This is a genomic window from Pricia mediterranea (assembly GCF_032248455.1).
Taxonomy (GTDB): Bacteria; Bacteroidota; Bacteroidia; order Flavobacteriales; family Flavobacteriaceae; genus Pricia; species Pricia mediterranea.
In genome coordinates this window covers 3,733,014-3,747,739 of the sequence record NZ_JAVTTP010000001.1, presented here as the reverse complement: position 1 = coordinate 3,747,739, position 14,726 = coordinate 3,733,014, and the positions used below count along the sequence as shown (strand labels likewise).

The 14,726-nt window shown below is 47.4% G+C and carries 14 protein-coding genes; 5 read left to right on the top strand and 9 right to left on the bottom strand.

Annotated features, from left to right (window positions below; translation table 11 throughout):
• Positions 1–12 precede the first annotated feature (12 nt).
• The 9 genes from RQM65_RS15560 to RQM65_RS15520 all read right to left on the bottom strand — a co-directional run bounded on the left by RQM65_RS15560 (position 13) and on the right by RQM65_RS15520 (position 9,509).
• Positions 13–1,155, bottom strand: a complete 1,143-nt coding sequence (locus tag RQM65_RS15560) for a 4Fe-4S dicluster domain-containing protein (protein ID WP_314016339.1) — start codon at positions 1,153–1,155, stop codon at positions 13–15.
• Positions 1,156–1,364: 209 nt separating this feature from the next.
• On the bottom strand, positions 1,365–1,982 hold the full coding sequence (locus RQM65_RS15555) for a cytochrome C (protein WP_314016338.1): 618 nt from the start codon (positions 1,980–1,982) through the stop codon (positions 1,365–1,367).
• Complete coding sequence (locus RQM65_RS15550; RefSeq protein WP_314016337.1) at positions 1,975–2,673, bottom strand: nitrate reductase cytochrome c-type subunit; 699 nt, start codon at positions 2,671–2,673, stop codon at positions 1,975–1,977. Before RQM65_RS15550 ends, RQM65_RS15555 begins: the two co-directional genes overlap by 8 nt.
• A gap of 3 nt (positions 2,674–2,676) precedes the next feature.
• Complete coding sequence (locus RQM65_RS15545) at positions 2,677–5,007, bottom strand: molybdopterin-dependent oxidoreductase (RefSeq protein WP_314016336.1); 2,331 nt, start codon at positions 5,005–5,007, stop codon at positions 2,677–2,679.
• Between the two features lie 5 nt (positions 5,008–5,012).
• The gene (locus tag RQM65_RS15540; RefSeq protein WP_314016335.1) at positions 5,013–5,249 is read right to left on the bottom strand and encodes a chaperone NapD; all 237 of its coding nucleotides are present in this window, start codon (positions 5,247–5,249) and stop codon (positions 5,013–5,015) included.
• A 57-nt stretch (positions 5,250–5,306) separates the two neighbouring features.
• Complete coding sequence (locus tag RQM65_RS15535; RefSeq protein WP_314016334.1) at positions 5,307–6,605, bottom strand: alginate export family protein; 1,299 nt, start codon at positions 6,603–6,605, stop codon at positions 5,307–5,309.
• A gap of 315 nt (positions 6,606–6,920) precedes the next feature.
• A complete protein-coding gene (murA, locus tag RQM65_RS15530; protein ID WP_314016333.1) occupies positions 6,921–8,228 on the bottom strand; it encodes a UDP-N-acetylglucosamine 1-carboxyvinyltransferase in 1,308 nt (435 codons plus the stop codon).
• 30 nt (positions 8,229–8,258) lie between these two features.
• Positions 8,259–8,915, bottom strand: a complete 657-nt coding sequence (locus RQM65_RS15525; protein WP_314016332.1) for a DUF4290 domain-containing protein — start codon at positions 8,913–8,915, stop codon at positions 8,259–8,261.
• 306 nt (positions 8,916–9,221) lie between these two features.
• Positions 9,222–9,509 (bottom strand): DUF493 family protein, encoded by a 288-nt coding sequence (locus tag RQM65_RS15520; protein WP_314016331.1) that lies wholly within the window; start codon positions 9,507–9,509, stop codon positions 9,222–9,224.
• A gap of 463 nt (positions 9,510–9,972) precedes the next feature.
• On the opposite strand from RQM65_RS15520, the gene RQM65_RS15515 reads away from it, so the two are divergent.
• The 5 genes from RQM65_RS15515 to RQM65_RS15495 all read left to right on the top strand — a co-directional run bounded on the left by RQM65_RS15515 (position 9,973) and on the right by RQM65_RS15495 (position 14,590).
• Positions 9,973–10,536, top strand: a complete 564-nt coding sequence (locus RQM65_RS15515) for an AAA family ATPase (protein WP_314016330.1) — start codon at positions 9,973–9,975, stop codon at positions 10,534–10,536.
• Positions 10,536–12,440, top strand: coding sequence for a RecQ family ATP-dependent DNA helicase (locus RQM65_RS15510; RefSeq protein ID WP_314016329.1), 1,905 nt, complete (start codon positions 10,536–10,538; stop codon positions 12,438–12,440). The genes RQM65_RS15515 and RQM65_RS15510 overlap by 1 nt, the downstream gene beginning before the upstream one ends.
• A gap of 79 nt (positions 12,441–12,519) precedes the next feature.
• Entirely contained in the window at positions 12,520–13,467 is a 948-nt protein-coding gene (gene fmt / locus RQM65_RS15505) for a methionyl-tRNA formyltransferase (protein ID WP_314016328.1), read from the top strand.
• A gap of 175 nt (positions 13,468–13,642) precedes the next feature.
• Positions 13,643–13,915: an HU family DNA-binding protein gene (locus RQM65_RS15500; protein ID WP_314016327.1), complete on the top strand. Its 273-nt coding sequence runs from the start codon at positions 13,643–13,645 to the stop codon at positions 13,913–13,915.
• A 114-nt stretch (positions 13,916–14,029) separates the two neighbouring features.
• Positions 14,030–14,590, top strand: a complete 561-nt coding sequence (locus RQM65_RS15495) for a YqgE/AlgH family protein (RefSeq protein ID WP_314016326.1) — start codon at positions 14,030–14,032, stop codon at positions 14,588–14,590.
• The last annotated feature ends 136 nt before the right edge of the window (positions 14,591–14,726 follow it).

Here is a 14,726-nt window from a genome sequence, read left to right as displayed (position 1 = left end):
GTCGGTTATATTCTAATCCATAAAATACCAGAACTTGGGATCGGTACCCAAATCCTCTTTTAAACGAAAAACTTTTTTGTTCTCCAGCACCCAGCGAATCGTGCTATCGGGGTCCAATAGATTTCCGAAGATTCGAGCTCCGGTCGGACAGGCCTCTACACAGGCCGGATCTTTGCCCGAGCGGGAACGCTGTATGCAGAACGTGCATTTTTCCATCACCCCCTTTTTTCGCATACGGTTGCCCAAATAATGTTGGTTTTTGTTGACCTCTTCCTCCGGCACCTCCGGTTTACTCCAATTAAAACGTCTTCCGTCATAGGGGCATGCGGCCATACAGTAACGGCATCCTATGCACCAATCGTAGTCGATGACCACGAGACCGTCTTCTTCACGCCAGGTAGCTTGTACCGGGCAAACATCTACACAGGGCGGATCATCGCATTGAAAGCATTGGGTTCCCATATAAAAATGTCCCTCGGCCGGTACCTCATGATAATAGTTATCGTCGGCCTCATCAAACTTGAAACCTTTGCCGTCTTTCATTTCATGGATTCTGATGTACTGCATTTGGGAATTACGGTCTTGATTGTTTTCCTCAACGCAGGCATTTACACAATCCATGTACCCTTGGCATTTGGAGATATTGAAGGCATAGCCGTACAATACGTCCTTAGATGCATCGGCGGAGGACATCGTGATATTCTGCTTTTTGCGCAATTGATACGAACGTACCAAACGGTCGACGGTTTCTTGGCGTTCTTTTTGGGTCATGAGTTTGTAGTTGCCCTTGAACTGCTCCTCCCAATCGATTTGGGCTTTTTCCTTGGTCTCTTCCCCGGCGATTACACTACAGGAAGCCTGAACGGCCCCGGCTCCGACCAATAAACTGGCGGTAAGTTTCCGAAAGGCGGTCCGGCGGTCCATTTTGACGTCGAATACCTGTTGAAAGCCATCTTTCCGGGTCTCATCGACCATAGTGCCTTCAACCGCCCTATCGAATTCTTCCGCAGTTAGGGTAGGTTCGGTTTTGGAAGACGCCGGTCTGTCGTGGGACCCGCATCCGCCTGAAGTTTTGCCGCAACCGCATGAACCGGTTGCGGGTTCTTTTTTATTGAATCCCAAATCCAAGGTGTACCATTTCTTGTTTTCGCCCATGTCTTTTTTCTATTTTTCGCTCCGCTTCGCAGTTAACCTGCTACGGTCGTTAGCATTTTCATTTCTGATCGGAACTTTTCGCTGTTTCCAATAGCCAATTCAACATCCACTCTTTCTCTCATCCCCTACTCCTATCATCTCATCCTTTCGTACTTCTTTTCTTCCATCCAACCCATTCAATTGATTCGAATGCCCCCGATTGACCGCCATCACTCCCTTTCCCGGGCTTTCTGTGTATTGTACCGCTCCGGCCATTTAGATTCTATTTGGGGCCGGTGGGGGTTGTGGCAGTTGACGCAGGTCATCGCTGCCCTAGGTTTTGTCCAGCCGCCGATGTTCTTGCCGTGGGCGCCGCCTTTCCAGTCCTCGAACTGGCTGGTATGGCATTGGCTACACAGCTTATAGCTTCGGTTAAAATCGATTTCCCTTCCGGTCAGACTCTTCAGATGGTTCATGTCATCAAGGTTATGGCAGGTGGCACAGTTCATCGCATCTTCATTGGCATGTACGACCTCAATATCCCAGTGTGCCTTTGGCCCCAAGGTGGCATTCTGCATCTCTGCCAGGGGTTTCGAATGGCATTCAATGCAGGCGTAGGAAGTAATCTGCCCTTTGCGCTCCGGAATCAGGAAGGTATGCCCGCCCTCGGTAATTTCAATGGTCTCGATATCGCCGATATAGGCTTCGGACGACATTATCGTATCGTGGAATGTCTTGCTCTCCGCCTCTATTTTTTCGATTAGGCTATGATATTCCCCCTCTGTGTGTTTGCAGTTGAGGAACAGGCACGCCACCAACAAAATCGTAATGGTATTTATCTTATTCATCCCTAATTTGCTTATTGTCCCTTACAAATGCTTCTACGTGCTGCAATTCGGCCTCTTTGGGTACGTGGCATTGTCTGCAGTTTACGCGCTCCGGATGATCTATCCACAGCTCTTTGACCGCCCCCGGACCGGCATGGCACGAAAGGCAGTTCTCGCGCATCTGTAATTGATGTGGAATTGTAGGCGGACTACCAGGCAGGGCGTTGTTCACTCCTACTAGCGGGGCTGGATTTTTGTAGAATTCGGTCTCCCTGAACGTTGATTGCGTCCGTTGCTCGACATGGCACTGTTTGCAATTGATCATATCGGGATGCGGGGTAACCGGGGCATACGCAGCGAACTTTTCCACAAAGCCCCCATTTTGGTGGCATTGCAGACAGATATTACCGCCCATACCCAGTTTTTCCGACACGGGGTGGGGAATACTGGGCGGCGCACCGGGATAGGCCCTGTTATCGTAGTAGTCGGCAAGTACGCGCCGATGTTCCTCATCGACGGGCATGGCCAGATAATCCAAGGCGTGTTCCGAACGTTCAAAAACCGCTTTTTCGGAGAGAATAGTATGATGATGCTCCTCCTCCGTAATGGGAATATATGCCTCTTCCATACCTTGTTCCCAACTGTAGATCCAATTGATGAGAAAGCCTACAAAAAGTATTGCTAAAAGGGACAAAATTACCGTTCTGTTCATAAATCAGGCCTTTGCTACGTTAACCGCACATTTTTTATAATCGGGTTCTTTTGACATAGGGTCAAAAGAATCTAGCGTAATCTCATTGATCAACATGTTTTCATCGAAAAAAGGCACGAAAACCTGCATCGGTGCGGGAACCCCCCGTTGATTGACGGAGGCCGGAAGTACGATCTCGCCCCTTCTGGTGGTCAATCTTACCTTATCGCCCGTGCGAATCTGCATCCGCTCAGCATCGTCGGGATGAAGTTCTACATAGGCATGTGGCATGGCCTGGTGCAGTACGGGAATGCGGCGCGTCATGGAGCCCGTATGCCAATGTTCTACCACGCGACCGGTACACAGCCAATACGGATACTCGGCATCGGGTTCCTCGGCCGCCGGTTCGTAGGGCCGCTGCCAAATGACCGCCTTCCCGTCCGGTTTCCCGTAAAAATGGAAATCCTTTCCATTGGAACAGGCGGGATCGTACTTGGCATTAAACCGCCATTTCGTCGGTTCCCCGTCCACCCATGGCCACATGGCCCCGGGTTGGGACTTCAAAACCTCAAGGGGGGCCATATTGTGCTTTTTCCCTTCGTGGTGTCTTCGGTATTCGGTGTAAATCTCTTCGATGTGAGACTCATCCTTATAATTGAACTGCTTTTCATATCCCATCCTTTTCGCGACCTCCAATAGCTGCACCGTATCGCTCATGGCCTCCCCGGGAGGTTGCACCATCTGCTCGAAATATTGGGTGCGGCGCTCGGAATTACCGTACATACCTTCACGCTCTATCCACATGGCCGATGGTAATATCACATCGGCAATATCGGTCGTAGGGGTCGGATAGATATCGGAAACCACGATAAACCGGCCCTCTTTGTTGGCACCGTCACGATACCGCTTCAACTTGGGCATCGTCACCATGGGATTCGTCACCTGTATCCACATAAAACGAATATCTCCCCGGTCCAAGGCCCGGAACATTTCCACCGTATGATACGTGGGATCAGGAGAAATGTTTTCCACGGGAACATCCCATATCTTGGCCGCAAATTCACGGTCTTTCTTATTGGTCACGACCCCGTGAGGCAATCGATTGGTCAGGGTGCCGACCTCTCGCACGGTACCACAGGCACTGGGCTGGCCGGTAAGGGAAAAGGGACTGTTGCCGGGGGTGGAAATCTTGCCGGTCAACAGGTGAATGTTATAAATAAGATTGTTCATCCACGTGCCACGGGAGTGCTGATTGGGACCCATGCACCAGAGGGACATCACTTTTTTGTTCGGATCTCCGTAGTGGGCGGCCAGATATTTAATGTCCTTGACGGAGACTCCCGAAAGGCGTGCCACTTTTTCCGGGGCGTAGTCCTCCAAAAATTCCTTGTACGCCTCAAAAGTGATCGGTTCGGGATTGTCTTTAAAGGAATAGTTATCCTCCAGACCATAGCCCATTTCGGTAAGACCCTTGTTAAAATTGCAATGTTCTTGTACAAATTCGTCATTCACCCAACCATTGTTCACGATTTCGTAGCAGATGGCGTTGGCCACGGCGAGATCGGTCTGTGGTATAAATAGGATGGACCTGTCGGCGGCCATGCTCGTGCGGGTCGTGCGGGTGGCAAAATCGATGATCTTGACCCCGCGACGCAGGCGCTGATCCAACATTCGGGAGAACAGAACGGGATGCATCTCGGCCATGTTATTTCCCCATAACACAAAAGTGTCGGCATGGTCGATATCTTCGTAACAGCCCATAGGCTCGTCTATACCGAAGGAAGTCATAAACCCCGTAACGGCCGTCGCCATGCAGAGCCGTGCGTTGGCCTCGACGTTATTGGTGCCGATACAGCCTTTAAAGAGTTTCGAGGCGACATATCCATCGGGAATGGTCCATTGTCCGGACCCGTATATGGAAACGGAATCCTTTCCGTGCTCCTTGATCGTCTCCTGCATTTTATCGGCGACCAAGTCCAAGGCCTCTTTCATCGAGGTCTCCACGTAAGCCCCGTTCTTTTTCACGAGCGGTTTGGTCAACCGGTCCTTGCCGTACAGTGCCATAATGGAATGATAGCCTTTGACGCAGCACAAACCCTTATTTACGGGGGATTTGGGGTCACCTTTGACTGCGATGGCCTTTCCGTTTTCGGTGCCGACCAAGACGCCACAGCCCACGCCGCAAAACCGACAGGGCCCTTTTTTCCAGTCCAAATTGGCATCATCGGGAATTCCCCTTTCCTGCTCTTCGGCGAAAATGATGCCCGGAAACATACTGGCCGCCGCGGTCATAGCCGACAACATCGCCATTTTTTTGATAAAACTTCTTCGGTCGGTCTGTATCGATTTGTACATAGTCCTTAATTTTTAGGGGTATCGAAGCCGGATACCATGGCCAATAACTTTAAGCTGGGAAGCGCCTCTAATTTCGCTATCAATTCATCCTCCTCTTTTTTGGATTCCGTCTCGGTGACTACAACCAAAATTTCTTCATTTTCCGCAGGTAAAACCTCACATTCCTTGAAGTCGGATAAAGCAATTTCAAGATACCTTTTTTTTCCTTTATGCGGATGTGCCAAATAGCTTTTTATGGGCATATGGGTTTAATTTAAAAACGTTCTAAAGTTTAGAGACTGTTTTGGAATCGGGAAATATTATTCTCTTTTGAATAGGACAGGTTTGATGGTGACCATCGCCCAGCCCCAATAATTGGCATTGTTGTCAAAGTTGTTCTTCAGGAATTCCATCCCCTCTGTAGGAAACAAGTGGGAATACCCGGCCTTGATGTTTACGGTGGGGCTAAAGTTATAATTGAAGACCAGATCGGCCTCCGCTCCCAGTTGTTTGGATGCTGTTCCGGTCAGTTCGGCGGCAGCGTTGAAATGGTGCAACCGCAGGTTCAAGCTTGACTTTTCGCCCGTTTTTATAATCGTTCCAACGTAAAGGTCCAATAATCCCACATTGTCCGTGTGATTGCCCACGTAAAAATAATCCATCAGACCGTTGAACTTGTGGTTGGTACCATAAAGTGGAGAAAAGGCCTTGTTATCGCCATTGATGGGGGAACCCCAATCGTTTCCGCTCTGTAGTTCGCCGCCCAAGATCAAGGTGAAACCGGACTGCACTTCATACTTACTCTCCAATCCTACGAGGTAGGCGTTGAGTTTATTATCGTTTACATCCCTGCCCGTCTGATAGTATATATTACCCATCAAATTCAGCCTATCTCGACCAAATTCTAGATGCGAGCCCAAGGTCTGACCGTAGCGCGTCTCCGTATTGGCCGCATCGTCGGTATCGATAAACTGCCGACCGTTGTTTAAAATTAGCAAACTGACCTGAAAATCTTGCCAGTCCCTATGCAGCCAAAGATACTGCATCGCCTTATAGGTATTCGTGTTCAAAACGGTTCCGGTAAGGGATTGTCCGTCTTGGTTGAACCCGGCCCCAAAATGGACCTCTAACTGTTTCTTTCTGAATTGTAGCAACGCCACGTCGTGGCTCCGGCCCTGCTGGGCCCAATCCACGCCTCCCAAAATTCTTTGATCGTCGTAAGCGAGTACCTGTCGCCCGAGCTTTACGGAGAATTCCGGCGTAAACCGTAATTGGCCCCAAGCCTCATGTAAACCGAGTCCGTTGCGGTCGGCAACGTTCAGTTGGGGCACGTCGCCCCATACCCGGATGTCGTGTACGCTCAGATAAAAATCAAGCTTCTCATCGGAATAGGACGCATTCAAACGGGTACGCTGCGAAATGAAAGCAGCGGCATCAACGTTATTCGGAAACAGGGTCCCGAAACCATGTCTGTATTCGAACCGGGGCCTTAGTTCAGCGTCGACCTGTACCTGTGCGGTCAACAACGAAGTAAAGATCAATGCGCAAACGAGCAGGGGTGCAGAAAAAAAATGGGTAGCTCTTAAGCAAATAGAAGATTGCAGTTGTTTTGTTTTCATTGGGCTTGACTAATTAAGTTGGGGTACCGCTTTATGACGAGCTAGGATTTACATTACTCATAATATTTTCAAATATCGTTGCTATAAAACAGGCAAAATCATACTCTTCGCTATTTTGTAGGAAAATATAGGGGAAAATAGTTTTTCCACGCTCCGAAGGAAGCGGGAGAAATTGCTTAAAAATGAGGGACGGAAGGATGGAATGATGGAAGGATGGAAGGAAAGATGGAAGGGCGAAATCAGACCTTTCAAGCGCGGTTACCCGATCAAACAGCTGACGGGATAAACCCATAAACTAGAACTCCATAAATAAAATTACACCCTACTGATCTTGGCCCCAATGGCCCGGAGCCTGGTATCTATATCCTGATAACCACGATCGATCTGCTCAATATTGTGGATGGTAGAGGTGCCTTTTGCGGAGAGTGCCGCAATCAGCAATGAGATTCCCGCTCGGATGTCGGGGGAGGTCATAGTGGTGGCGTTTAAGGCAGACTTAAAGTTTTGTCCTATAACGACAGCGCGGTGCGGATCGCAGAGAATAATCTTTGCGCCCATATCGATCAGCTTGTCCACAAAGAATAAACGGCTTTCGAACATTTTTTGATGAATGAGTACTTCGCCCTTGGCCTGGGTGGCCATGACCAAGATGATACTCAATAGGTCTGGCGTGAGTCCCGGCCACGGGGCATCGGATATAGTCAGTATCGAACCATCGATATACTTTTGGATCTTATAACCGTCGGGCTGCTCGGGGATATAAATATCATCTCCCTTCTGTTCCAGTTCTATTCCCAATTTTCGAAATACCGTGGGAATCTGGCCCAAATCGCCCCAGCTTACGTCTTTAATGGTCAATTCGCTCCGGGTCATGGCGGCCAATCCGATCCAGCTACCGATTTCGATCATATCGGGTAGCATACGGTGCTCGGTTCCGCCGAGTTCGGCCACGCCCTCAATGGTCAACAGGTTTGAGCCGACTCCGGAGATTTTGGCGCCCATTCGGTTGAGCATCTTACACAATTGTTGTAGGTAGGGCTCACAGGCGGCATTGTAGATGGTCGTCGTGCCTTCGGCCATAACGGCCGCCATTACGATGTTGGCCGTTCCGGTGACCGATGCCTCATCGAGCAGCATGTAGGTCCCCTTTAAACTTTTGGCCTCTACCCCGTAAAAATGTTCCTCCTTATTATATCGAAATTTACCGCCCAGCTTTATAAAACCCTCGAAATGTGTATCCAATCTACGTCTACCGATCTTATCGCCCCCGGGCTTAGGGATATATCCCTTTCCGAATCGGGCCAATAGCGGCCCCACCAACATAATCGATCCACGAAGCTCACGACCGTCTTGTTTGAATTGGTCGGACTGCAGATAGTCGAGGTTTATTGCATCGGCCTTAAAGCTGTACGATCCTTCTTCCTTGTTTTTGATTTTCACTCCCAAATCTTCTAGAATGGAAATCAGTTTATTGACATCGACGATGTCGGGAATATTGTTGATGGTGACCTCTTCGGCGGTGAGCAACACGGCACAAAGAATCTGTAAAGCTTCGTTTTTGGCGCCTTGGGGCGTGATTTCACCCGAGAGTGGGTAGCCGCCCTCTATTTTAAAAGTGCCCATGGTAGGTGGTGGGTTGTAGGTTGATAGTTGTTAGTAGCGCTTTTTACCGCGGTTGTTATTGCTGCGTGATCCTTTCTTGCTGCTGCTACTGCGGGAGGATTTCGAACTTCGTTTGTTCAAGAACTGTCCGCTATCCGTAAGGCTTTCATCTTCGGCGTCAAGACTGATCTCCCCGTTGCTCAGCTCATGGAGGTGCTTGAAAATGACCTTATCGTCGACGGTATCCTTGTTCCAGTTGAGGTAACATTTTTTCATGTGGTTGGCAATGGCATATTCAAGGCCTTCGCGTTTGGGACCTTTGTCCCACTTTACCGCCTCATCGATCATCCGCTTGATATTGTTGCCGTAGAATCGATATTTCGGATGGTTCTGCGGATATTCCAAGGCATCGGGGCGCTGTTGTAAGACCTCTTTGCTGGTAATGGGAAAAGGAGATTCTACATCCAACTTAAAATCGGACATAATAAATAACTGGTCCCATAGCTTGTGTTGGAAGTCGGACACATCGCGTAAATGCGGCTGCAGATTGCCCATTACGGATATAATGGATTGCGCCACGCGATTGCGTTCCTCATCGTCCTCGATGGATACGGCATAATCTACCATTTTCTGAAAATGCCGCCCGTACTCGGGAATGATCAATTGCGGCCGCTCGGTATTGTACTCAAGGTTTTCTACTAAATTCAAATTGAAGAGTTTTACTTGAAGAGACTGTTTTAAAATATGTCAATTATTTTTTTAAAGCCCTTTTTGCGCATTTTGTCGTTAAAATTTTTGACCATAGCTACGGCTATGCTAAAAAATTTTGCCTAAAACTGCATCAAAAATGGCGCATAAAAATTCTAATCACACATTCCAAAACAGTCCCTGAACAAAAAAGGAGAAGTATCGAACTCCCAGTGAGTTCGTTTATAACGCACGCAATTTACGAAAATTATGGCACGCAGGCTATTTATTTATCGGGAAACGGATTTTGGCGCCAGGCGCAAACCATTACAATGATATTACCCCTTCTACCTCGGCCACTTCTTGATATTTTTCGACCACTGCCTTTGGATCCCTAAGGTTGACCGTTACCGATACACTGGTATATTTCCCTTTTTTAGATTTTTTCGATTCGATGACCGCACCGGTATTATCGAATATTTTATGGATCTGATCGATTTTCTCCGGATCGCTCTCCACAATAAATTTAAAAAGATAATCGGAGGGCCAAGATGAGGTTTCTGCCAATTGCTCTTGCAATCTTCTATAGAATTCTTCGGGGTTTTTAGTATCCATTCCGTCATTTTTTACAAAGGTAAGCAACTCGAGCAGAGTAATACGCTCCATTTTACATTGCTTAGGGGAATGCTTACTTTTACCGATGAATAGTACTTAGTATTGAGTATTTAGTACTGAGTACAGAGGTGGTTTGTGGTTGGTACGGCGTATGATGGTTTATGGGCTGTCCCGGATACATCGGGATTTGGATTGCTAATGCGAACCATTTAATTCTGGGCGTATCCAGCAGGTTTTAACCACACTTGACATCCGTTATGTAGTACTTATTATCTTAAAATGCCGATCCGCCTAACTGTTGAACAAGGTGCATGATGGTAGGACCCAAGACTGATTTAGCAATGAATCGGATGGCTATTTCGAAGTATTTAGTCCTAAGTCCGGCCCAAGTTCGTAACAAATAAGCACGTTAGTTTATACTAACTATTAATTACTTAATACTAACTACTTAATACTCCCCTTATTGAGCGCGAAAAAGATAGTGATAACAGGCGGTCCCAGTACCGGTAAGACTTCGGTAATCAAAGAGTTGGAGTACAGGGGGTACTACTGTATACCCGAATTGGTAAGGGGACTTACCTCAGAGGAGAAGAACGTAAATGGTTCAGAAGCCATTATCACCAATCCTATCCTATCGGTAAAAGATCCTTACGCGTTCAACAACAAATTGCTGCACGGCCGTGTGGCACAGTACCGGTCCGCCGAAAAAACGGATGAAGACATCGTTTTTTTCGACCGGGGCATCCCCGATGTCCATGCCTATATGGCCTGTTTCGGACAATCATATGATGCTGCCTTTGAGCGCCCCGTACACGACTTACGCTACGACCGAATCTTGCTGATGCCCCCTTGGCCTGACATCTATAATACCGATGCCGAGCGCTTCGAATCCTTTGAAGAATCGGAGCGCATCTTTACAGCTTTGAGGAATACCTATCAAGACTTCGGGTATGCGATTACCCTTATTCCCATAGGTAGCGTAACGGAACGAACGGATTTCATTCTCGACCTGGTAAAATCTGAATAATGCACAAAAATCCTGAGGAAATTTTAAGGGAGTTCTGGGGATTTACCGCTTTTAAAGGATCCCAGAAACGGATAATAGAGGCTGTTTTGAGTCGGCGTGATGTACTGGCGCTCATGCCCACCGGCGGCGGAAAATCGCTCTGCTTTCAAATACCGGCGCTGGCACGGGATGGACTTTGCATTGTGGTATCCCCTTTGATCGCCCTTATTCAGGACCAGGTCAACAACCTAAAGCTAAGGGGAATCAAAGCGATGGCCCTGACCGGAGGCATTCCCTTTGACGAGCTTATCACCGCGTTGGACAATTGCCGGTACGGCGGCTACAAATTCGTCTATATTTCTCCCGAGCGCCTACAGCAGGAGCTGGTTCAGGACAAGATTCAGCAGATGAACGTCAACCTCATCGCTATCGACGAGGCGCATTGCATCTCGCAATGGGGGCACGATTTTCGGCCCGCCTACCTCGAATGTGGCCATCTTAGGGAGCTTCTTCCCGAGACCCCCATCATCGCCCTGACCGCCACGGCAACCAACCGGGTGGAGCAGGACATCGTCGAGAACCTTGGCCTTACCGAGCCGATGACCGTAAAGGATTCCTTCTTCCGACCGAACATCGCCTTCGAGGTATTGCGCTGTGAGGATAAACATTATCGTCTCGAGCAATGCTTCGCCGAAAGCGGTCAAAGCGGCATTGTATATGTACGCACGCGCAAAATGACCCAAGACGTAGCCCGGTTTCTCAATGCAAATGGGTGCACGTCGGACTTTTTTCATGGAGGAATTCCTAAAAAAGAAAAACAGGAAAAACTTAACCTATGGCTGAACAACCGAATCCAAGTCATGGTCGCCACCAATGCCTTCGGGATGGGCGTGGACAAACCCGACGTACGCACAGTGGTGCACTTTCAGGTGCCCGACTGCCTTGAAAACTACTATCAAGAGGCCGGAAGGGCGGGAAGGGACGGCGCCCCCGCCAAGGCGCTACTTCTGACCAACGATTTTGATGTGGCGCAGATGCGGCAGCAATTTCTGGGTGCCCTACCGGATGCGGCCTTCCTGAAAAAAGTATATAACAAGCTTAATAATTACTTTCAAATATCGTTCGGGGAAAGTACGAACGAGATTTTTCAGTTTCCGTTTCGGGACTTTATCTCGGCCTACGGCCTAAATTCCTTTCTCACCTATAACGCACTGCGCATATTGGACCGGTATTCCGTCATCGCCCTCTCCGAATCCTTTTTCAAAAAAACGGAAATACGCTTTATTGTTTCCCAACCCCAAATCTTTGATTATTTGGAAAAAAATCGGGAATCGGTCCCTATTATTCAGAGCATCCTGAGAACCTATGGGGGTATTTTCGATTTTGAAACCAAAATCGACCCCGACCTGATCGCTAGAAAAACAAATACCTCCGAAAACAAGGTCTTCGCCCTTTTGGAGAAGTTCAATAAGGACGAGATCATCGATTATCGATCACAAAAGACCGATCTCGAGATTACCTTCTTGGTCCCACGGGACGATGACCGAACCATCAACGTATTCGCCCAACAGGTCGAAGATCGAAATCGCATCAAAGTAGAAAAAGTCGACCGGATGATCGGCTACCTCAACAACGATACGATTTGTAGAAGTGTTCAGATTTTAGACTATTTTGGGGAAGAGAAAATCGAAAATTGCGGTCTTTGCGATGTATGTAGACGCAAAAACGCCAAAACAGTGGATTTTAAAGGTATAGCCAAACAATTACGTGAGACGTTGGGGGATAAGAGTTACAGCTCAAGGGTCCTGATCCGGTTGCTCGACCATGATGAAGCATCTGTTCTAAAAACTCTGCAGCTCATGCTCGAAAATGGTGATATTAAGGTTAATACAAGAAACGAATATGAGATGGTCGTTGGTCGTTAGTCGTCAGTCGTCAGTCGTCAGTCGTCAGTCATTAGTCATTAGTCATTAGTCATTAGTCATAAAAAAATAAAAAAATAGAATGAAGTCGTTAAGAATCATTTTTATGGGCACTCCCGAGTTCGCTACTGCCAGTTTGGCGAAAATATTGACGGAAGAATATCAGGTCGTGGGCGTAATCACCGCCCCTGACCGTCCGGCGGGAAGGGGCCGAAAACTACAGGAATCCGATGTAAAGAAATTTGCGGTATCAAAAGGCCTGAAGGTCCTTCAGCCCGTTAATTTGAAAGATAGGGACTTTCTGTCCGAACTCAAAGCGCTGAACGCCGATCTGCAGATCGTAGTGGCCTTTAGAATGCTGCCAAGAGCGGTTTGGTCCATGCCCGATTTGGGTACTTTTAACCTTCACGCATCCCTTTTGCCGGACTACCGTGGTGCGGCACCCATAAACTGGGCCATAATAAACGGAGAAACAAAGACCGGGGCAACCACTTTTTTTATCGATGAAAAAATAGATACCGGGGAAATCATCCTTCAGGAGCCCTTAAAAATATCCGAAAACGAAACCGCGGGCAACCTGCACGACAGACTGATGCACCTTGGTGCCGATCTTGTTTTGAAAACAGTTCGAGAAATCGAAGCCGGTAAAGTAATGCCGCGAAAACAAAAACAACCATCCCCCTTAAAAACAGCACCAAAGATCCATAGGGATACCTGTGAAATAGATTGGAACGCATCCCTTGAAACCATACATAATAAAATAAGGGGACTGAGCCCCTACCCCACCGCATGGACAACCTTGATCAACGGCAATGAAAGCACCCAGCTTAAAATATATGGCTCATCCGTGGAAAAAGCTTCCCATAATGAAGAAATAGGCAGCGTTTTAGCAAATGACAATCACCTGAAAATTGCAGTAGAAAATGGCTTCGTCGAGTTACTGGAAATCCAATTGCCGGGCAAGCGTAAGATGAGAACCAAAGCCTTGTTAAACGGTTTTCATTTCGAAGAAAACGCAAGGGTGAGGTAATGCCCCGCTAGCATTGGGCTGCAAAGACCGTAAAAATTGCCCTACTTTATCAACAAACGGTTCGAGTTATTAACAAAATAGGCGATTTACCCCCATTTTACTTGTGTTCGTGGCAAATCCGTATAATTTTGTTTAACGTTTAAAATTTTTCTTAACAACTTTTAATCTCATTATTATGAACAAAACAGAATTAATCGATGCCATGGCATCAGATGCCGGCATTACAAAGGCCGCGGCAAAAAAAGCATTGGAATCTTTCTTGGAAAATGTTCAAGATTCATTGAAAGAGGGAAACCGAGTCTCTTTGGTAGGCTTCGGATCTTGGTCGGTATCTAGAAGAAATGCAAGGGAAGGAAGAAACCCTTCTACTGGAAAAACGATTCAGATCGCAGCGAAAAACGTAGTAAAGTTCAAGGCAGGTTCTGAACTGGCCGATTCGGTAAACTAATTTTACCCCACCATATCAAGAAAGCATTCCAATTTTTCGGGATGCTTTTTTTATAAAAGGTATTTGATTTTTATAGGATTTATGTTACTTTAGGCCAAAGAAGTCCACATAATCATGGTCGACCTAAAGCCACAAAAAGGCAAATTATTGATTGCCGAACCTACCCTCACTGGCGATGTATCATTTAATCGCTCCGTCGTACTTTTGGCCGAACATAGTGACGAAGGTTCCGTCGGCTTTATTTTGAATAAGCCTTTAGATTATAGCATCAATGATCTGGTTACCGAAATCGAGATTCCCTTTCAAGTGTACAATGGCGGTCCGGTGGAGCAAGATAATCTATATTTCATTCACAAAGTGCCACAGCTGATCATGAACAGTATCGAAATATCGGACGGTATCTATTGGGGCGGGGACTTTGAAAATCTTATCGGTCTTATTAACTCGGGAATCGTATCGGAAGGCGATATCCGTTTCTTTCTAGGTTATTCGGGCTGGTCATCTTTGCAATTGGACCATGAGCTTTCTTCGAAATCCTGGGTGGTAGCCAACAACGACCACCAAAGCGGACTCATTCACAAATCTTCGGATGCTTTTTGGAAGGAAAAAATGAAGGAACTCGGCGGCAGTTACTTGTTGTGGTCCAATGCCCCTGAAAATCCGAATCTGAACTGAGAATCCAGCTCTTCTACGGTAATTTCTCGTGACGGACAAACAGTGCTCCTGAGTTCATCTAGCGACATCCTAGAGCCAAACCATAAGAGTCGGTTATTGATGGGTTCCCATAGCAGGCGGTAGAAATTTAGGCAGC

Excerpts from the sequence above, each read along its gene's own strand:
- RQM65_RS15560 (WP_314016339.1), bottom strand. The coding sequence starts at position 1,155 with ATGGGCGAAAACAAGAAATGGTACACCTTGGATTTGGGATTCAATAAA.
- RQM65_RS15555 (WP_314016338.1), bottom strand. The coding sequence starts at position 1,982 with ATGAATAAGATAAATACCATTACGATTTTGTTGGTGGCGTGCCTGTTC.
- RQM65_RS15550 (WP_314016337.1), bottom strand. The coding sequence starts at position 2,673 with ATGAACAGAACGGTAATTTTGTCCCTTTTAGCAATACTTTTTGTAGGC.
- RQM65_RS15545 (WP_314016336.1), bottom strand. The coding sequence starts at position 5,007 with ATGTACAAATCGATACAGACCGACCGAAGAAGTTTTATCAAAAAAATG.
- RQM65_RS15540 (WP_314016335.1), bottom strand. The coding sequence starts at position 5,249 with ATGCCCATAAAAAGCTATTTGGCACATCCGCATAAAGGAAAAAAAAGG.
- RQM65_RS15535 (WP_314016334.1), bottom strand. The coding sequence starts at position 6,605 with ATGAAAACAAAACAACTGCAATCTTCTATTTGCTTAAGAGCTACCCAT.
- murA (WP_314016333.1), bottom strand. The coding sequence starts at position 8,228 with ATGGGCACTTTTAAAATAGAGGGCGGCTACCCACTCTCGGGTGAAATC.
- RQM65_RS15520 (WP_314016331.1), bottom strand. The coding sequence starts at position 9,509 with ATGGATACTAAAAACCCCGAAGAATTCTATAGAAGATTGCAAGAGCAA.
- RQM65_RS15510 (WP_314016329.1), top strand. The coding sequence starts at position 10,536 with ATGCACAAAAATCCTGAGGAAATTTTAAGGGAGTTCTGGGGATTTACC.
- fmt (WP_314016328.1), top strand. The coding sequence starts at position 12,520 with ATGAAGTCGTTAAGAATCATTTTTATGGGCACTCCCGAGTTCGCTACT.
- RQM65_RS15500 (WP_314016327.1), top strand. The coding sequence starts at position 13,643 with ATGAACAAAACAGAATTAATCGATGCCATGGCATCAGATGCCGGCATT.
- RQM65_RS15495 (WP_314016326.1), top strand. The coding sequence starts at position 14,030 with ATGGTCGACCTAAAGCCACAAAAAGGCAAATTATTGATTGCCGAACCT.